Raw genomic sequence first — 18,841 nt, 5'->3', positions numbered from 1 at the left:
ATGAGCATCGAAACCGAAGGCAACGCCATGACGGATTCCCCTGAGTCACAGGCGCCGGATGAGACGGCCCAGGAGTCGGCAAGCGAGGCCACCCAGCGCGAGCACGACGGGAGCCAACTCGAAGAAGAGGGCGACATCGCGGCGGACTACATCGAGGAACTTCTCGATATCACCGACCTCGATGGCGACATTGACATCGATGCCCGGGACGGGCGCGCCTACATCTCCGTGAACTCAAGCGAGGACAGTAACCTGCGGTTGCTCTCCAAGCCGGACACGGTCAACGCTCTCCAGGAGCTGACCCGAATCGCTGTTCAAGCAAAGACGGGCAACTTCTCTCGCCTGATACTCGACGTCGGCGGCTCGCGAGAGGCCCGTCAGGCAGAACTGACGCTGCTTGTTGAGCGTGCCATCGAGAAGCTCGAAGGCGGTGCCACCTCGGCAGCACTCCCCCCGATGTCTTCGTATGAGCGCAAGCTGGTCCACGACATCGTCGCGGCACATGGCTTCGTGTCGGAGTCAGAGGGCGAAGCCCGCGACCGCCACACGGTGATCACCCGCGCATAATGTTTCACGTGAAACCCTTACCCACTCGCTGAGCCAGAACATCGCCGGTTGAGCTTGTCGAAACCCAGCTGACGCCACACACACCTAGGGCAGCCATCAAGGCCCGCTGTCTGAGCTTGTCGAAGGGGTTGGCCCGCCCGAGGTGCGGTTTCGCTCCCCAGCGCACCGCCGACCGATGCTGGCGCCTCGTTCGGAACCGGCGGCGTGGGGCCAGGCTCAACCAGCGGACGTTCGCCCCGAAGTCGGGGTTCTCGCCCGAGCATCTCCCTGAGCTTGTCGCAAGGAGCTCGGCCTGGAGGGGAGTCATCTCCAGACTCCCTAGACTTGTCCGGTTGGGTATCCGGCCGCATTACTCAGGAAGGTTTCACGTGAAACATGACGATCTAGAGCCAGAGCCGGCGGCTGCCCAATTGCTCTTCGGTGACCGGATCGAGCTCGCGCGTTCCTATGCTGACGAGCTCGCGTCACGGGGGGAGGAGCTGGGACTCATTGGACCACTGGAGCTCCCCCGCTTATGGACACGGCACATCCTCAACTCGGCACTTCTCGCGCCGTTGATCAAGCCTGGGAGGGTTGGCGACGTCGGAAGTGGGGCCGGACTCCCCGGGGTCGTCCTTGCGATCGCCCGACCGGATGCTCAGTTCGTGCTGATCGAACCCATGGAGCGGAGAGTTGACTGGCTTCTCAGCGAGTCGCAGCGCCTCGGCCTGAACAACGTCGAGGTCGTCCGTGCACGCGCGGAAGATGTCACGCTCAGCCCCTGGCTGGATCAGGTAACAGCCCGCGCGGTGAGTGCGCTTTCGAAGCTCATTCCCCTGACGGCTCGGTTGGTGCGCTCGGAGGGAGAGCTCCTGCTGCTCAAGGGTGCGAATGTTGATGCTGAGGTATCGGCGGCCGGAAAGGCGATCCGCAGGGCACGCCTCACAAAGGTCGAGGTGCTGACCCTCGGAGAAGGGGTAGTGCCCGAGGTCACCCGGGTGTTTCGGGCTACAGTTGACTAGATGGCCCGCACTCCCCCGATTAGGCAACCTGCGCGGCACAACTTCCTTTCGGCGCCCTGTCCACCCAGAATCTGTCTCCCTTCAGGGAGAGAACTAACCGTATGAACGGGCCCATGAATCCAGACCCCACTACCGAGAGGTTTCACGTGAAACATCCCGACGAGAAGGCTGACGCCGCAATCCCGGCGAGTGGGTCCTATCAAGACACTCCCCTGGCCCGCGAGATCTCCGAGCTCACACGACGGAGGCAGGCGCTGTCGGCAGCCGTGCTCCCGCTTCCGGACCGTACCCGCATCTTCACGGTGGCGAATCAGAAGGGCGGGGTGGGAAAGACGACCACCACGGTCAACCTGGCTGCCGCACTCGCCCGCAGCGGTGCTCGCGTTCTGGTGATCGACCTCGACCCCCAGGGCAACGCATCGACAGCCCTCGGCATCGATCACCGTTCCGACACGATCAGTGTGTATGACGTGATCGTGAATGATGAGCCGATCAGCGGGGTGGTTCAAAAGAGCCCCGAATTCGACCAGCTGTACTGCGTACCGGCGACCATCCACCTGGCTGGGGCGGAGATCGAACTGGTTTCGCTGGTGGCCCGCGAACAACGCTTGCGCTCGGCGCTGGACAGCTTCCTCGCTGAGACCGAGGACATGTTCCACTACGTCTTCATTGACTGCCCGCCATCGCTCGGATTGCTCACCATCAACGCTTTTGTGGCAGCACGCGAGGTGCTGATTCCGATCCAATGCGAGTACTACGCGCTGGAAGGCCTCAGTCAACTCCTCAACAACATCAAGCTCATCGAGAGGCACCTGAATCCCGAGCTGGCCGTCTCCACGATTCTGTTGACGATGTACGATTCCCGCACGAACCTCGCGAATCAGGTCGCCCAGGACGTTCGGGACCACTTCCCCGAACAAGTGCTCGCCACACCGATCCCTCGTTCGGTCAGGATCTCCGAAGCTCCGAGTTTCGGACAGAGTGTGATCAGCTACGATTCAAACTCATCGGGCTCGCTCTCATATCTTGAGGCGGCTGCGGAAATTGCACGACGGGGAGCCCCCTCGACAACAGGAAAGAACTGATGGCAGCAAAGCGGACCGGACTCGGGCGTGGCATTGGCGCACTCATCCCCACAGATATCGGCTCCCCGGAGCGCCCAGTCGATGTGTTCTTCCCACACACCAGGACGGCCACGGTCGAAGAACCCACCGGGCTGACTGCCGTCCCCGGGGCCAGGCTGGCCAATCTCGACCCGAATGACATCGCCCCGAACGCCGTGCAACCCCGGGCTGTCTTCGTGCAGGAGGACCTCGACGAGCTGATCCACTCCATTCGCGAGGTCGGAGTGCTGCAACCCATCGTTGTACGCCCCATCGAAGGCGCTGTCGACGGCGAAGCCCACTACGAATTGGTGATGGGCGAGCGGCGGCTGCGTGCCACAAAGCACCTCGGCCTCGACAGTATCCCGGCGGTGGTGAAGAACACCGCAGATGAGTCGATGCTGCGCGACGCGCTGCTGGAGAACCTCCACCGAGCGAACCTGAACCCGCTCGAAGAGGCCTCGGCGTACCAGCAACTACTGGCGGACTTCGGCATCACGCAGGATGTGCTCGCCACACGCATCGGTCGGTCTCGGCCGCAAATCACCAATACTCTGCGCCTACTCCGCCTTCCGGAGGGAGTGCAACGCCGCGTGGCTGCCGGTGTGCTCAGCGCAGGGCACGCGCGAGCCATCCTCTCCGCGGGTGACGCGGCGACGATGGAACGACTGGCAGACAAGATCGTCAACGAAGACCTTTCCGTGCGCGCTGCCGAGGCGGCGGCCGGGCTCGTGAGCACGAAGCCAGCGAAACCGGCGAAGCCCAGCGCGGGTAAGCGCCAGGGCCAGCTGAATGAGATTGCGGAGCGGCTGGGTGACCGGCTGAACACCCGGGTCAAGGTCAACCTGGGTGCCAGCAAGGGCACCATCACGATCGACTTCGCCAGTGTCGCTGACCTGAACCGCATCCTCGCGGAACTCAACGAGCCGGGATTCTCTTAGTAGTAAAACTGCAGAGACTGCGAAAAGCCCTGATCAGGGGCTGTTTCTAGTCGTTGAAGGCGGTCTGGCACAGGGCAAGGTAGACCCAGCCGACATCGTGACCGGCCACCTCCAGCGCCTGCGGAAAGAGCGATGTCTCCGTCAGCCCGGGCATCACGCTGGCCTCCAGGAACCAGGGAACCCCGGCCGCGTCGAGAACGAAATCGATGCGGGACAGGTGGCGGAGGCCCAGGGTCTGGTGCGCGGTGACCGCGGCATCCGCAGCGGCGGCGGCCGAGGCCTCCGAAATCCTGGCCGGAGTGTAAAAGCGGGTTTCCCCTGCGTTGTACCGCGCCTCGAACGAATAAACCCCTGATCGGGGCTCGATCTCGACCGGCGGCAAAGCAACCGGCCCATCGCCGTTGTCAATGATGCAGACCGAGATCTCCGTGCCGACGATCCTGCGCTCGACCAGGGCGACATCCCAATAGCGGTAGGCGTTCACCATGGCGGCGGAGAGCTCCTCCCCCGCGTTCCCGATCAGGCTCACGCCCTGAGCCGAACCACCCTGGGCAGGTTTGACCACCAGCGGGCCTACCAAGTTGCTGCTGATCTGCCTGAGAACGTTCGCGGCCCCGAGATCACGGAAGGTGTCACGGGACAGGGATAGCGACTCCGGCGTCGACAGACCGGCCCGGGCGACCAGCGACTTGGCTGTCGGCTTGTCCCAGGCGAGCCTGGCGGAGGCACCTCGGGCGCCAATGTAGTGGACCCCCATGACGTCAAGGAGTCCCCGAAGGGATCCGTCCTCGCCGCTGGCGCCATGCAGGGCGGGCCAGACGACATCCGGCCTTTCCTCCTCGAGATAGCTGAAGAGCGCAGCATCGGGGTCACGCAACTCGACGTCGACGCCCTGGCTGGTCAGGCTGTCGGCTATGAGCCGCCCGGAGCGAAGCGAAATATCGCGTTCGTGCGAGATGCCGCCGGCGAGAACGACGACTTTGTTCAGCGAATTCTGGTTCATCGGCTGGACCATTCCCTCCGTGGCGGGCCGGATGCCCGGATCGGCGCCAATCAGTTCGTGTTGGGCGGCGGACCGGCGATGTGGGTGTCGTCGTGCAGGATGCGCACAGGGCCGGTCTCGGCGAAGGTGTCGAGCAGCTCCAGCTCTTCACGCACCACCGAGGCAAGCCGGCGGATACCCAGCCTGATCGCATCCGGCGTCGGATAGCAGAACGACAATCGGAGCTGCTCGTGTCCGCCGCCGTCCGCGAAGAACGCGGTTCCCGGGGTGTACGCAACCAGTTCCTTCACCGCACGCGGCAGCATGTCCTTGGAATCCAGCCCGGGCTGCAGGGTCAGCCAAACATAGAATCCACCGTGAGGAACCGTCCACGTGCATTCGGGCAGGTTCTCCTGCAGTGCCGTCAGCATGGCATCGCGGCGTTCCCGGTACACACTGCGGAAAGTGTTGATCTGGCCCTTCCAGTCGGCACCGCGCAGGTACTCGGTGATCGCATATTGGCTGAAGGCGCTGGGTGAAAGGATCGCCGACTCGTTGGCGAGGATCAGCTTCTCGCGGATGGCGTGCGGCGCGAGCGCCCAGCCCATCCGGAACCCAGGAGCGAGGGTTTTCGAGAACGTGCCGAGGTAGATGACGCCGTCGGTGTCGATCGACCGCATGGCCTGGGGGCCTGGCTGGTCGAAATAGAGTAGCCCGTAGGGGTTGTCCTCGAGCACCAATATGCCGTTTGACCGGCATATTTCGAGAATCTCCACCCTTCGGTCCCAACTGAGCGTGACGCCGGCAGGATTGTGGAAGCTGGGGATCGTGTACAGGAACTTGATGGTCTTGCCGGCCGCCTTGATGGTGGCGATGGCTTCACGGAGTGCCTGAGGTATCAGACCGTCAGCATCCATGGCCACGTGCGAAATCTCGGCCTGGTAGGAGCGGAACACCCCAATCGCGCCCACGTAGCTCGGGGCTTCGGCCAGCACGACGTCGCCCGGATTGATGAAGAGCTTGGTGACCAGGTCGAGCGCCTGCTGGGACCCGGTCGTCACCACAACGTCGTCCACGCGGCCGCGGATGCCCTCGAGCGCCATCACCTCGAGAATGTGCTCCCGAAGGGCGGGTGTCCCCTGGCCCGAACCGTATTGGAGGGCCTGGGCGCCGTGGTCTCGCATCACGCGTTGCATGGCCGAGGTGACAAGGTCGGTCGGCAGGGCGGAGACGAACGGCATTCCACCGGCCAACGACACGACCTCAGGCCGCGAAGCCACCGCGAACAGGGCACGGACTTCGGATGCGCTCAGGCCGGAGGCCCGATCCGCATAGTGGTCATACCAGGGATCGAAAGTCGTGCTCGTACCGTGCGTGGTCATGTTCAGTTCCGTTCGCCGGCCCAGCCGGTGTCATGAAGTTCCAAGAATAGACGACGAAGGCCCGCGCAATGGATTGCGCGGGCCTTCGTTACGACGTGACTCAGGCCAGGAACGCGGCGAGGTCGGCTTCAAGGGCGGGCTTCGGCTTGGCGCCGATGACGGTCTTGACGACCTCTCCCCCGCGGTACACCTTCATCGCCGGAATCGACGTGATCTGGTACTTGGCAGCGGTCTGCGGGTTGTCGTCGACGTTGAGCTTGACGACCGTGATCTTGTCGGAGTGCTCGGATGCGATCTGGTCGAGGATCGGCGAAACGGCGCGACACGGGCCGCACCACTCTGCCCAGAAGTCGACCAGGATCGTCTTATCGGACTTCAGTACCTCGTCCTCGAACGTGGCGTCGGTTACATCGAGCGCTGTTGACATAATGCTGTATCTCTTTCCTTGGTCGGTCCCCGTCAGGCGGGAACGGTCACTACTGGCTTGGGGATTTCTGCGAGGTAATGCTCGGCATCGAGCGCGGCAACGGTGCCGGATCCGGCTGCCGTGACAGCCTGGCGGTAGGTCGGGTCCACGACATCGCCGGCGGCGAAGACACCGGGGACCGAGGTGCGGGAACTGCGACCCTGGACCGCGATGGTGCCTTCCGGAGCGAGCTCCAGCTGGCCGTGAATCAGGTGGGTTCTGGGGTCGGCGCCGATCGCGATGAACAGGCCGCTGACATCCACTGTCGTCTCGCTGCCGTCAAGCGTGTCGATGAGGCCGACGCCGGTGACCTGGCCCTCACCGTAGATGTGCCGGACGGTCTTGTGGAACAGGAACTCGATCTTCGGGTTGGCGAAGGCGCGATCCTGCATGGCCTTGGATGCGCGCAGTTCGTCGCTGCGGTGGATCACGTAGACCTTGTCGGCGAACTTGGTGAGGAAGGTGGCCTCTTCCATCGCTGAGTCGCCGCCGCCGACAACGGCAATCGTCTTCTGGCGGAAGAAGAAACCATCGCAGGTGGCACACCACGAGACCCCGTAGCCGCTCAGGCGCTCCTCGTCCTCGAGGCCGAGCTTGCGGTAGGCGGAGCCGGTCGCGTAAATGACGGTGAGCGCTTCGTGCACGTCACCGTTTCCCAGTGTCACCTTCTTGATCTCACCGGTCAGCTCAAGGTCTGTGACGTCATCCATCACGATCTCGGTGCCGAACCGCTCCGCCTGCTTGCGGAAGTTCTCCATCAGGTCTGGCCCCTGGATGCCCTCGGGGAAGCCGGGGTAGTTCTCGACGTCCGTCGTCTTCATCAGCTCACCGCCGGCCTCGACGGAACTGGCGATCAACAGGGGTTCAAGGCCGCCGCGAGCGGCGTAGATAGCTGCCGTGTAGCCGGCGGGCCCGGAGCCGATGATGATGACTTGGCGCAAAGCGTCTCTCCTCTGGATGGCCGGGGGCAGCGTCGAAGGCTGCTGTTGCCGGGTACAACCAATACTATTCGCCGTCTATTCCTATCAGCCCCTACCGAAACGCGAGCGGATGGTCATGGAGAGGGTGCGCAGTTCCGGGTTTCGCATGGTGAGCAGCACCGCGACGTATACCGGGGCCATGACCGCACCGACAATGACGATCGCGACCAAGGCGGTCACCCAGTTCGACAGCGCGAACCCGGCCGGATGGTATCCGCCGAGCAGGAACAGGATGCCGAAACCGACCGCACCGGCCACAACGCCGGCCGCCAGGTATTGAGTGTGCCGCCAGAGGAGCAGGCGCCCGTCGAGGTTTCCCAGCCGCCTGCGCAGCACGATGAAGGCCAGCCCGAAATAGATGAAGGCGATCGCCGAGGTCAGCAGGGCAACGCCGACGCCGATCTGTTCCACGGGCAGCAGCGCGACCAACAGGAGACCACCGACGAACACCGTGGACTTGGCGAAGACGATGAAGAACACTGTTCGCGTGTCTTCGAGCGCATAGAACGTCCGTTGAAGGACGAACACCATGCTGAACGGCACCGTGCCGAGGGCGAACGCGATCACCAGGTTCCCCATGCCGATAATCACGTCGGGGTTGGAGGTGAAGATGCGGCTGAGTGGGTAGGCGGCCACGATCATCGCCACCATGGCGAAGACCAGGATGACTCCGATGGCGCGAATCGATGATGACAGGTCCGAACGCACGCCGTCGTAGTTCCCGGTGGTCGCGTGTCCACTCATCCGGGTGAAGTACACGGTCATGATCGACACGGCGATGACCGAGAACGGAACCATGAAGATCAGCCAAGCGGTGGCGATCGCGAAGTTCGACGTTCCGGTTCCTGTGGCGAGGCTCACGACATTGATTTGCACGATCCCGGCGAGCTGGCTGACCAGGACCATGGCGAACAACCAGCCGGCGGCCTTCGCGGTGCTGCCCAGCCCCACGCCCGCCCAGCGGAAGTCCGGACGGAATCGCAGGCTGGTGCGGCGCCAGAAGAAGGCCAGTACACCGGCTTGAGCTGCGATTCCGAGCGTCGAGCTTCCCGCCAACAACGCGATCATTGCCGGTGTCCAGACATCCGGCGATGAGTTGGCGGATGCGTCTCCGAAGAGCCCCATGAATACGATCAGGCCGGCGATCGCCACCACGTTGTTGAGCACCGGGGCCCAGGTGAACGGGCCGAAGACCTTGCGCGCGTTCAGCACCTCACCGAGCAGGCTGTAGATCGCATAGAAGAGGATCTGCGGGAGGCACCAATACGCGAAAGCGGTGGCGAGGGCGAGCCCCTCCGGGGTGAAGCCCGCTCCCTTTCCGTCGACGGTGGACTGCGTGAAAAGGTCGACGAGCCAGGGCGCGGCGAGTGTCGCGATCGCGGTGATGACGACGAAGACCACGATGCCCACCGTGACCAGCTTGTTGATGAAGCGCTGACCGCCATCATCGTGAAGGCCGGCCCTCACGATCTGGGGAATCAGCACGGCGCTGAGGATGCCCCCCGCCACCAATTCGTAAATCAGGTTGGGCAGCTGATTGCCGATGGTGAAGGCGTCGCCGGCGGCGAGGAAGCCGATGGTGTGTGCCAACACGGCCGCCTTGACGAACCCGAGCAGACGGGAGACCAGGGTTCCGGAGGCCAGCCACGCGCTGGCGCGTCCGATGCCGCCTGGCGCGGCCTCGGCGCTACTCACCGTGCTCCTGCGCCGGTCCGTGCTCCCGATCCGGGCCTTGCTCCTGGCCCGCATCCGCTTCGCCGCTCTGCGCCTTACGTCGCTTGAGCACGGTGCGCACGATGCCGGCAATGAACAAGAGGACCAGCAGTACGGCCATCACCCAGGTGACGGTGGTCTCCCAGCCGGCCGCAACATTCGCCGTGATGGTCTTCGGGGTGCCGATCGGCACGCTTGCCGCGCTCGAGAGGGACACCTGCAGCGAAGCCTGCCCATTCGCGATCGACTGCACCGGAATGGCAGCCCGAGCCTGCGAGCCGGCCTCGATCTCGACCGGAACCCGGCTGTTCACGACGACCAGGATTCCGGTTGCCGACCGTACGGAAACGTAAACCGTGACCGGATATTCGAGCTGGTTGCTTACCGCGATGGGGAGGTTTCCCTTGTCCTGGATGAAGTTCAGCGTGCTGCTCTCCGCGATCTGTACCGAGTTCAGGATGGCGGTGGATTGTTCCAGCCACTCGTCGACGGTCCTGATCCACACGGTCGTCGGGTCGACCCAGGAGTTCGACGACAGGGCGAGCAGGGAGAGGCGTCGCTCCCCGGTGAGCAATGTCGGGTCGGCCATCACTGTGGAGAACGGCACGATCCGCGCCTCGGCAGCGAGCATCAGGCGCACCCTGCTGATCCGGTCGGGGTCGACCGGCGCATCCGCCACCCGCACTCCTACGGGAGTCTCAGCTGCTGCCGCGGCGAGCCCGACCGGCTGAATGCCGGCCAACTGCGTCGCGGCAGCAACCGTTTCGGCCAGGCGACCGACACTGTCACGGGAAGTGCGGTCGAAGGTGGCGAGGATGGTGGTGTTGCCGGGCTTGCTCGCCAGTTCGGCAGCAAGCCGGTCGATGGCCGCCTGCCAGTCGACCGGAGTGAGCGCATTCACTGCCTCGTTCAGCAGGCCGGAGATGATCTCGTCCGAGACCAGCACCGCAGCCTCACCGACGGCAGCGGATGCACTCGGCGCCGCGGTGACATTGCCTGATCCGAGGATGGTGGTGACTGGGGCAGCGGCGTTGAAAGTAGCCAGGTCTGCCGCGGTGACGGTGTTTCGCCTCGGCCACAACAGGTTCTCGATCGTGTACGGCCAGTCGGTGATCGTTTCCAGGGTGGGGACTGCGGGGGCCACCGGCGCAGTGGTCGGGCCGGGTGGTGACGTCTCCTGTGGCTCGGCGGGTTCAACCGGATACCGCGTTGGGTCGATGACGTACGAGGTGGGTGCGAGTACGCCACCACTGCCCGCCTGGCTGAGTGCTGCGAGATCGGAGTCGGCGTAGCTGAGCGCGAAGGTCTCGTTGCCGATCTCCTCCAACCGATCCAGCCAGTCGATGGCCGACTCTGGGGCGGTGTTGCCGAGGATGCGGATGGACGCGATGATCATCGGGTCGATACCGATCGCGACCTGCTGACCCTCCACGGCATTGAGTTTCCGGGTGAGGATGCCAACCGGTGACGTGTAGCTCTCGAGGTCTTCGGCGGAGATCAGCCCAGTGGATTCCGGCGGAACGGTCAGCGGCATGGCCAGCGCGAGACGGGTCGGCAGCACATCGGCGGCGGAGGCGACTCCCGCAGCAGCAGGGATGCCTCCGAGCGCAAGGGCCAGGGCGACAAAGGCTGAAACGAGTCTCATGGGCGTCCACCAGCCGAAGCAGTCCGGTCAGCCAGCATGAACCGAGTCTATTCGGCTGGCGCTGGGAGAACCCGACGGGACGAGCACGGCGCCTAGTCTTGATGCCATGGACAACGTCGCATCCGCCCTTGAGCGACTGGCCACCCTCGCCGAGTCCCCGCATGTCGCCCGCCTGGCAGCAGCCTTCGACGCGGCGGGATTCGAGCTCGCTCTGGTCGGTGGTCCGGTTCGCGACGCCTTCCTGAACCGCCCGGTCAACGACCTCGATTTCACCACCAACGCCACCCCCGACCAGATTCTCGAGCTCGTCGTTCCCATCTCGTCCGTGCAGTGGGATGTCGGCCGCGCTTTCGGCACCATCGGCGCCCGCATCGACGGCCACACCATGGAGATCACCACCTACCGAACGGATGCCTACGACGGTGAGTCCCGCAAGCCGGTAGTGGAGTTCGGGGACACGCTCGAGGGCGACCTGGTGCGACGCGACTTCACCGTCAACGCCATGGCACTCCGGCTTCCGGAGCGCACACTGGTCGACCCTTCCGGCGGTGTCGAAGACCTGATCGCCGGGCGACTGGCCACTCCGGCAGCACCCGAGGTGTCATTCGGCGACGACCCGCTGCGGATGATGCGGGCGGCCCGCTTCACGTCGCAACTCGGCTTCACCGTCGACGGCGCTGTTCAGGGCGCCATGGTGGCGCTCGCCGACCGGATGGCGATCATCTCCGTCGAGCGGGTCAGCGACGAACTCTCCAAGCTCCTGAAAACCGATTCCCCCCGTGCTGGGATCGAGTTGCTGGTCGAGACCGGCATCGCCGACCTGGTGCTGCCTGAGGTCCCTGCCCTGCGCCTGGAGATCGACGAGCACCACCATCACAAGGACGTCTACCAGCACAGCCTCACCGTGCTGGGGCAGGCGATCAGCCTGGAGAAGGAAAGGTTCCCCGATCAGGAACCCGACCTCATCCTGCGCCTGGCCGCCCTGCTGCACGACATCGGCAAGCCGTCGACCAAGCGCACGGAGGGGCCGGGCGTCGTCACCTTCCATCACCACGATGTCGTCGGGGCGAAGCTGGCCAGGAAGCGACTGCGGGCGCTGCGCTTCGACAAGGAGACGATCACCGATGTCTCCCGCCTGATCGAGCTGCATCTGCGCTTTTTCGGGTACACCGAGGGTGCCTGGACGGATTCAGCCGTGCGCCGCTATGTGCGTGACGCCGACCACCTGCTCAGCCGGCTGCACATTCTCACGCGGGCGGATGTCACCACCCGCAACCGGCGCAAGGCCGACCGGCTGGGTTTCGCGTACGACGACCTGGAGCAGCGCATCGCCGAGCTGGCCGAGGCTGAGGGCATCGCGGCGGTGCGACCAGACCTCGATGGGGAGCAGATCATGCAACTGCTCGATCTGAAGCCGAGCCGGGAGGTGGGTGAGGCCTACAGGTTCCTGCTGGACCTGCGGCTCGATGAGGGCCCGCTCGGTGAGGAGGAGGCCACCCGCCGCCTGCGTCAGTGGTGGGAAGCGCGCGTTAGCTGAGGTCGCGGATGAAGTGCTCCAGCAGTTCGCGGGCCACCGGGTCGGGGTGCTGAATCGCCGGCGACTTCATGAAGTAGGCGGATGCCGCCTCCAGGGGTCCGCCGATACCGGCGTCGAGGGCCATCTTGGCCGCACGGATGGCGTCGATCACCACGCCGGCGGAGTTGGGCGAGTCCCACACCTCGAGCTTGTACTCGAGCGAGGTGGGGGCATTGCCGAACCCGTGACCCTCCAGGCGCACGAACGCGAGTTTGCGGTCATCCAACCACGGCACATGGTCGCTCGGACCGACGTGCACATTCCGCGGGTCGAGTTTCGTGCTGATGTTGCTCGTCACCGCCTGGGTCTTCGAGATCTTCTTCGACTCGAGGCGCTTGCGCTCGAGCATGTTCTTGAAGTCCATATTGCCGCCGACGTTCAGCTGGTAGGTGCGGTCGAGCACGAGCCCCCGCTCCTCGAACAGGCGGGCCAGGACGCGGTGGGTGATGGTCGCCCCGAGTTGGCTCTTGATGTCGTCGCCGACGATCGGCACACCGGCATCGACGAACTTCTGGGCCCAGACCGGATCGCTGGCGATGAAAACCGGAAGCGCATTCACGAAGGCGACACCGGCATCCAGCGCCGCCTGGGCGTAGTGCTTGGTCGCCTCCTCTGAGCCGACAGGCAGGTAGCAGACGAGAACGTCGACGCCGGAGTCGCGGAGCGCCTGCGCGACATCGACCACCGGCACATCCGACTCCTCGACGATTTCGCGGTAGTACTCCCCCAGTCCGTCAAGGGTCGGACCCCGCTGCACTCGAACGCCGGTCGAGGAGACCTCCGCGAACCGGAACGTCTTGTTCTCACTGGCCCACATCGCATCCGCCAACTCGGACCCGACCTTGGCGGCATCAACATCGAACGCGGCGACGAACTCGATGTCACGCACGGCGTACGGGCCGAAACGGGTGTGCATCAACCCCGGAATGGACTCGTCGTCTGCGGCGTCACGATAAAAAGTGACCCCCTGAATGAGCGCGTTGGCGCAATTTCCGACACCGGCAATGGCAACCCGAAGGGTCATGGGGATAGTGCTCCTTGATTAGAACTGGCCTGACTGTTGATTAACACCACAGTCGCTGACTACACTAGGCAGGTTGTCTGCGTGCGTTGATCTGATGCACCTCCAGGCAACGGATGCCAAAACCCTCCTGTCACAGACCGTCTGTGGCCGTTTTAGTCCAAAGGAGGTGGGTTAGTTATGCATCAGTACGAACTAATGGTAATTCTCGATCCAGAGATCGATGAGCGCACCGTAGCTCCCAGCCTGGACAAGTTCCTGAATGTGATCCGAAACGATGGTGGAACCATCGACAAGGTCGACATCTGGGGCAAGCGCCGCCTGGCCTACGAGATCAACAAGAAGACCGAGGGCATTTACGCCGTCGTCGACATGACGGCGAACGCCGAGGCAACGGTCGAGCTCGACCGCCAGCTGAAGCTCAGTGAAGCCGTCATGCGCACCAAGGTGCTGCGCGCCGAGGATGCCATCGCCCAGGTTGCCGAAGCTGCGAAGCTGTCGGCGGAGAAGGCGGCCCGCAAGGCCGCAGCCACCCCGAAGGCCGCAGCGAAGGCACCAGCCGACGCCGCTTCGCCGGCTGCAGCCGAAAAGGCACCGGCCGACGACGCAGCCGTGAGCGCGGAGTAAGCCATGGCCGGCGAAACGGTAATCACCGTGGTGGGCAACCTCACCGCTGACCCGGAACTGCGGTACACGCAGAACGGTCTCGCTGTTGCCAACTTCACCATCGCGTCCACCCCCCGCAACTTCGACAAGGCGAGCAACGACTGGAAGGACGGCGACACGCTGTTCCTCCGGGCCAGCGTCTGGCGCGAGTTCGCAGAGCAGGTGGCCGGCTCACTCACGAAGGGCTCGCGGGTCATCGCGACCGGGCGGCTCAAGCAGCGCTCGTACGAGACCAAAGAGGGCGAGAAGCGCACCAGCATCGAGCTCGAGGTAGACGAGGTCGGCCCGTCGCTGCGTTACGCGACGGCTCAGATCACCCGCACCTCGCGCGACGGTGGCGGCGGAAACCGCAGCCAGTCCGCGGACGAGCCGTGGGCGGCATCCGCTCCCGCTGCCTCATCCGGTGGTGGCGACGTCTGGAACACTCCGGGCAGCCACAGCGATGAGACCCCCTTCTAAACCGACTTCACACAACTAAGGAACAAACAATGGCTGGAAAGAGCAGCGGCGACCGCCGCAAGCCACTCCGCAACATGAAGGGCGGCAAGAACGCCGCCCCAGCGAAGTCCATTCGCGTCGGCGTCATCGACTACAAGGATGTCGCCACCCTCCGCAAGTTCATTTCCGAGCGTGGAAAGATCCGCGCCCGCCGTATCACCGGTGTCTCCGTTCAGGAGCAGCGTCTCATTGCGCGTGCAGTCAAGAACGCTCGCGAGATGGCATTGCTTCCCTACGCCGGCTCAGGCCGTTAGGAGCCACGCACATGTCCAAGTTGATTCTGACGCACGAGGTCACCGGCCTCGGCGCACCAGGTGATGTCGTCGAGGTCAAGAACGGGTTCGCCCGCAACTACCTCATCCCGAAGGGCTTCGCGGTTTCATGGAGCCGCGGCGGCGAGAAGCAGATCGATCAGATCAAGGCTGCCCGCGCCGCCCGTGAGCACGCGACGATCGAGGAAGCCAAGGACCTGAAGGCGAAGCTCGAAGCGACCAAGGTCAAGCTCGCCATCAAGGCGGGCAAGGAGGGTCGCCTCTTCGGCTCCGTCAAGACCGCAGACATCGCTGACGCGGTGTCTGCTGCCGGCCTCGGCTCGCTCGACAAGCGCAAGATCGAGATCTCTTCCCCGATCAAGGTCGTCGGTGACCACGAGGCAACCGTCCGCCTGCGCGACGACCTCATCGCCACCATCACCGTTCAGGTGGTCGCGGCCAAGTAGCATCCGGATGCGCTCAGCGCACCCACGATAGCGGCGAGTTTTTTACTCGCCGCTATCGGTATTTAACCCCGCTTGTCAAGGATTCCCGGCCGGCTTCATGGCTCATTTGTGCACAGAGGGAATTTTCAGGTACCAACCCTCAACCCGAACTCTAAACATGTTTCTACACACAAGGTGTGAATGACGAAAATGCTGGTCAGGAGCGCAATACTTGCGAAAAGACCAAGGTTGCCCACAGGCTTGTCCACAGCTTCCCCACACCGGCGTCGGCGTTTCGCGCAAACAATCCACAGTCTTATCCACAGGGTGAGTTGAGGACCGCTCTCCACACTTCCTAAGGTGTAGCAGCACGTGATTCGTGAGTCTGAAACAGGCGCAGTCGCGGGTACCCGAACCTCGGTCGCACAGGCCGATTCCACCACCACCGGTATGCCTGCGCGAAATGTCCGAGGCACGCGTTACAAGTAGTTAACAGGTCATGCAGCCATCCGACATCCGGAACGCTGGAGACAGAACAGGAGGCGCGTCAGTGTCGATAGCGCACCTTGGAATCGCCGGGCAGGACTCGCGTGGTTCGGGCCATCCGTCTGACCGCACGCCACCGCATGACCTTCTCGCCGAGCAGAGCGCCATCGGCGGAATGATGCTCAGCAAGGACGCCACGGCAGACGTGATCGAGTCGGTGCGCGCCATCGACTTCTACATCCCGAAGCACGAGATCATCTTCGATGCCATCCTCTCGCTGTACTCCCACGGCGAGCCGACGGACGTCATCGCCGTCACCGACGAGCTCACCAAGACCGGCGAGCTCACCAGGGCCGGCGGGGCGGAATACCTCCACACCCTCACTGGGCTGGTACCCACGGCGGCGAATGCCGGTTACTACGCGAGCATTGTCGCCGAGAAGGCGGTGCTGCGGAGACTGGTCGAGGCCGGGACCCGCATCGTGCAGATGGGCTACGCCAGTGAGGGCGAGGTCGTCGACCTGGTCAACAATGCCCAGGCTGAGATCTACGGGGTCACCGGCGGCGTCGAAGCCGAAGACTTCATCCCGCTCACCGTTGCCGTCACCACCGCGATCGACGAAATCGAGGCTGCCAAGGGCCGCGACGGTTCGATGACCGGAGTGCCGACCGGCTTTGCCGAACTCGACGAGCTCACCAACGGACTGCACCCCGGCCAGCTCATCATCATCGCCGCCCGGCCGGCGCTCGGAAAGTCGACCCTGGCGCTCGACTTCGCTCGCGCTGCATCGATCAAGCACGACATGCCGTCGATCTTCTTCTCGCTGGAGATGGGCCGCTCCGAGATCGCGATGCGACTGCTGTCGGCGGAGGCATCCGTTCCGCTCCAAAGCATGCGGAAGGGAACGGTCGATACTCGCGACTGGACCACCATCGCCTCCACCCGCGGCCGCATCAACGACGCCCCCCTCTACATCGACGACAGCCCCAACATGACCCTGGTTGAGATCAGGGCGAAGTGCCGCAGGCTCAAGCAGAAGGTCGGCCTGAAAATGGTCATCATCGACTACCTGCAGTTGATGACCTCCGGCAAGCGTGTGGAGTCCCGCCAGCAGGAGGTCAGCGAGTTCTCCCGTGCGCTGAAGCTGCTTGCCAAGGAGCTTCAGGTTCCGGTCATCGCGCTCTCCCAGCTGAACCGTGGACCCGAGCAACGCCAGGACAAGATGCCTGCCCTCTCCGACCTGCGTGAATCCGGGTCACTTGAGCAGGACGCCGACATGGTGGTGCTCCTGCACCGCGAGAGCGCCTACGAGAAAGACAACCCGCGGGCGGGCGAGGCCGACCTCATCGTCGCCAAGCACCGCAACGGGCCGACCCGAACCGTGACGGTCGCCTTCCAGGGGCATTTCTCCCGCTTCACCGATATGGCACCCGGCTAAGGGACACTGTCGACCGCCATCTATATTTGTCTCCCCGCCACGATTTCTGTCTTTTCTCGCTCTTGAGACAGATCGAGTGGCGGAAGATCTTGTGGCTTTGCCAACGTGAGACATCTCGTTCCCGAGGAATGTGGGACGCATGGTCGAAGACATCGAGCTGCGGGTGAGTGGACACGAGGTCCTGCCCGTATGTGTTCATGGCCAAACTGCTCACCTATGACGTGCAGTACTGATCCTCGTAGGGCCATATCGCGGGGGATGAGGCGCCTCTAGATTCGACCATCGGGCCTCAGTAGTCTTCGTCCATGCGCCCATTGCGTCATGAAGATGACTTGCGTCCGGCCGAGGGCGTCGCCAAGCTGCTCGACGCGGCGGGAGACAGAGTGACGTCGGTGATTCCACCCGGCTACGAATCGTATGTGCGTATTCTCAATCCGATCGAGCTTTCAGACGGCTCCACCGCCTCCTGGACGGAGGTCGTGGCCAGGAACGGAATCGAGCCTCGGGCATGGATGCAGTGGCCTGAGTTCGCGGCCGTTGACGGTGTTGTGCTTCCCGACGGCTGGCGGGAACCCGATATGGGCAATCCACCCGTCAGCCTCGCAAAGCGACTCATCGAAGCACTCAAACCGGATCAGAGCACCCACTACTTCGCGTCCTGGGCCGGGTATGCCGGGGAAATACAGGGACCGGCCGTGATGTTCTCCCCGTACCAACGCGAGATGGTGCTCTACTCCGGCAGTTTGGTCGATGAGCATCGCGCTCTACGCTTGCCGACCACGGCGACTGGGCGTGTGCCGATGTACTGGTGGCCTTCGGATCTGCGCTGGTTCGTCGGTCAGGACATCTACGCGCGAAGCCTCTTCGTCGGATGCACCCAGAGCACGGCGCAAACGATCCTCGAGGACCCCAATCTTGATGCGTACCCCATCAGCCCCTCAGATGCGGTCACCAACGAAGAGTTTTGACGGGACAGCATCGGTTAGATCGGCACTGTCTCGTAACCTCTGTGTCTCGAATCCCAAATGTTGAAACGCAACATCACCTGACTACGGAGAATACCCACGTATTGCATAGGCGTGCCTAGTACTCCGGGTAGATGACCTCGGGTTTTGGCCAGACGGAAGGAATGTGCCGTTCGAACGGTTCGCCGGGAATCACGTCGACCAAGACCACCTGAGGCAAGCCGAACTGGATGACCCGTTCGATCAGCCCGAGGTCACGGTTGATGACAAGAGTGCTGCGCAAGGAGGCGTCAGCCTGGTGCTCGAACGTGATGAGGATCGAGCGCGCACCGATGTTCTGCGCGAGCATGGGCCGAGCACTATTTGCCCCTTGCCCCCAGAGCATCAGCTTTTCGGGAAATGCCAGCGCGGCAGGCATCGGCACAGGTTCGCTGAATGTGGTGTTGTGGATCAGCGGGCCGCCACCGAGCATCGTGGTCCCATCTGAGAACTCCTGCGTTTCACCGTTCTCGAAGGCTATGAACCACTTCTGTGCCGGCTTGTCGACCTCGAGATGGAACTGCTGTCCTCGATCAGAACCTTGAATGAAGCCACGAGCGTGGAAGCGTTGGATAGAAACGAGTTCGAGAACTTCCTGTAGAACCGACGGAGCCTCCTCTAGCGGCAACACCTCATCGAATCGCATCAGGCAACCATCCCATATAGACACCCACC

Annotated in this window: 18 protein-coding genes and 1 pseudogene; 11 read left to right on the top strand and 8 right to left on the bottom strand. The window is 63.5% G+C overall.

Annotation, left to right across the window (positions count from 1 at the left end):
• The 4 genes from ACX3O0_RS12705 to ACX3O0_RS12690 all read left to right on the top strand — a co-directional run bounded on the left by ACX3O0_RS12705 (window position 1) and on the right by ACX3O0_RS12690 (window position 3,612).
• Complete coding sequence (locus ACX3O0_RS12705) at window positions 1-567, top strand: Jag family protein (RefSeq protein WP_459089415.1); 567 nt, start codon at window positions 1-3, stop codon at window positions 565-567.
• A gap of 368 nt (window positions 568-935) precedes the next feature.
• A complete protein-coding gene (gene rsmG / locus ACX3O0_RS12700) occupies window positions 936-1,568 on the top strand; it encodes a 16S rRNA (guanine(527)-N(7))-methyltransferase RsmG (RefSeq protein ID WP_459107950.1) in 633 nt (210 codons plus the stop codon).
• A gap of 101 nt (window positions 1,569-1,669) precedes the next feature.
• Window positions 1,670-2,653 (top strand): ParA family protein, encoded by a 984-nt coding sequence (locus tag ACX3O0_RS12695; protein ID WP_459107949.1) that lies wholly within the window; start codon window positions 1,670-1,672, stop codon window positions 2,651-2,653.
• Window positions 2,653-3,612 (top strand): ParB/RepB/Spo0J family partition protein, encoded by a 960-nt coding sequence (locus ACX3O0_RS12690; protein WP_459089409.1) that lies wholly within the window; start codon window positions 2,653-2,655, stop codon window positions 3,610-3,612. The genes ACX3O0_RS12695 and ACX3O0_RS12690 overlap by 1 nt, the downstream gene beginning before the upstream one ends.
• 46 nt (window positions 3,613-3,658) lie before the next feature.
• On the opposite strand, the gene ACX3O0_RS12685 is transcribed toward ACX3O0_RS12690, so the two are convergent.
• The 6 genes from ACX3O0_RS12685 to ACX3O0_RS12660 all read right to left on the bottom strand — a co-directional run bounded on the left by ACX3O0_RS12685 (window position 3,659) and on the right by ACX3O0_RS12660 (window position 10,780).
• Window positions 3,659-4,615 carry a D-alanine--D-alanine ligase family protein gene (locus ACX3O0_RS12685; RefSeq protein WP_459107948.1) on the bottom strand — a complete coding sequence of 319 codons (957 nt, stop codon included), beginning with the start codon at window positions 4,613-4,615 and terminating at the stop codon, window positions 3,659-3,661.
• Between the two features lie 50 nt (window positions 4,616-4,665).
• Window positions 4,666-5,976 carry an aminotransferase-like domain-containing protein gene (locus ACX3O0_RS12680; RefSeq protein WP_459107947.1) on the bottom strand — a complete coding sequence of 437 codons (1,311 nt, stop codon included), beginning with the start codon at window positions 5,974-5,976 and terminating at the stop codon, window positions 4,666-4,668.
• Window positions 5,977-6,076: 100 nt separating this feature from the next.
• A complete protein-coding gene (gene trxA / locus ACX3O0_RS12675) occupies window positions 6,077-6,403 on the bottom strand; it encodes a thioredoxin (protein WP_459089403.1) in 327 nt (108 codons plus the stop codon).
• 32 nt (window positions 6,404-6,435) lie between these two features.
• On the bottom strand, window positions 6,436-7,383 hold the full coding sequence (trxB, locus tag ACX3O0_RS12670; RefSeq protein ID WP_459089401.1) for a thioredoxin-disulfide reductase: 948 nt from the start codon (window positions 7,381-7,383) through the stop codon (window positions 6,436-6,438).
• A gap of 84 nt (window positions 7,384-7,467) precedes the next feature.
• Window positions 7,468-9,117, bottom strand: a complete 1,650-nt coding sequence (gene murJ, locus ACX3O0_RS12665) for a murein biosynthesis integral membrane protein MurJ (protein WP_459089399.1) — start codon at window positions 9,115-9,117, stop codon at window positions 7,468-7,470.
• A complete protein-coding gene (locus ACX3O0_RS12660) occupies window positions 9,110-10,780 on the bottom strand; it encodes a DUF6049 family protein (RefSeq protein ID WP_459089397.1) in 1,671 nt (556 codons plus the stop codon). The genes murJ and ACX3O0_RS12660 overlap by 8 nt, the downstream gene beginning before the upstream one ends.
• A gap of 106 nt (window positions 10,781-10,886) precedes the next feature.
• On the opposite strand from ACX3O0_RS12660, the gene ACX3O0_RS12655 reads away from it, so the two are divergent.
• Complete coding sequence (locus tag ACX3O0_RS12655) at window positions 10,887-12,317, top strand: CCA tRNA nucleotidyltransferase (protein ID WP_459089395.1); 1,431 nt, start codon at window positions 10,887-10,889, stop codon at window positions 12,315-12,317.
• Here ACX3O0_RS12655 and ACX3O0_RS12650 read toward each other — a convergent pair.
• A complete protein-coding gene (locus ACX3O0_RS12650) occupies window positions 12,310-13,380 on the bottom strand; it encodes an inositol-3-phosphate synthase (RefSeq protein WP_459089393.1) in 1,071 nt (356 codons plus the stop codon). The genes ACX3O0_RS12655 and ACX3O0_RS12650 overlap by 8 nt on opposite strands.
• A gap of 177 nt (window positions 13,381-13,557) precedes the next feature.
• On the opposite strand from ACX3O0_RS12650, the pseudogene rpsF reads away from it, so the two are divergent.
• The 6 genes and pseudogenes from rpsF to ACX3O0_RS12620 form a co-directional block, all read left to right on the top strand.
• Window positions 13,558-13,920 (top strand): annotated as a pseudogene (rpsF, locus tag ACX3O0_RS12645) (30S ribosomal protein S6); the annotation flags it as partial.
• A gap of 87 nt (window positions 13,921-14,007) precedes the next feature.
• Window positions 14,008-14,502: a single-stranded DNA-binding protein gene (locus tag ACX3O0_RS12640; protein WP_459089391.1), complete on the top strand. Its 495-nt coding sequence runs from the start codon at window positions 14,008-14,010 to the stop codon at window positions 14,500-14,502.
• 29 nt (window positions 14,503-14,531) lie between these two features.
• The gene (gene rpsR, locus ACX3O0_RS12635) at window positions 14,532-14,795 is read left to right on the top strand and encodes a 30S ribosomal protein S18 (RefSeq protein ID WP_141881228.1); all 264 of its coding nucleotides are present in this window, start codon (window positions 14,532-14,534) and stop codon (window positions 14,793-14,795) included.
• An 11-nt stretch (window positions 14,796-14,806) separates the two neighbouring features.
• On the top strand, window positions 14,807-15,259 hold the full coding sequence (gene rplI / locus ACX3O0_RS12630) for a 50S ribosomal protein L9 (RefSeq protein ID WP_459089389.1): 453 nt from the start codon (window positions 14,807-14,809) through the stop codon (window positions 15,257-15,259).
• A 529-nt stretch (window positions 15,260-15,788) separates the two neighbouring features.
• Window positions 15,789-17,162 (top strand): replicative DNA helicase, encoded by a 1,374-nt coding sequence (gene dnaB / locus ACX3O0_RS12625; protein ID WP_459089387.1) that lies wholly within the window; start codon window positions 15,789-15,791, stop codon window positions 17,160-17,162.
• Window positions 17,163-17,467: 305 nt separating this feature from the next.
• Window positions 17,468-18,130, top strand: a complete 663-nt coding sequence (locus ACX3O0_RS12620; RefSeq protein ID WP_459107946.1) for a hypothetical protein — start codon at window positions 17,468-17,470, stop codon at window positions 18,128-18,130.
• 115 nt (window positions 18,131-18,245) lie between these two features.
• Here ACX3O0_RS12620 and ACX3O0_RS12615 read toward each other — a convergent pair whose 3' ends face one another.
• Window positions 18,246-18,812 carry a hypothetical protein gene (locus ACX3O0_RS12615; RefSeq protein ID WP_459107945.1) on the bottom strand — a complete coding sequence of 189 codons (567 nt, stop codon included), beginning with the start codon at window positions 18,810-18,812 and terminating at the stop codon, window positions 18,246-18,248.
• Between the last annotated feature and the right edge of the window lie 29 nt (window positions 18,813-18,841).

Source organism: Homoserinimonas sp. A447, assembly GCF_054489325.1.
The sequence above is the reverse complement of the archived record's forward strand: the minus strand, read 5'-3'. Positions and strand labels throughout refer to the sequence as shown.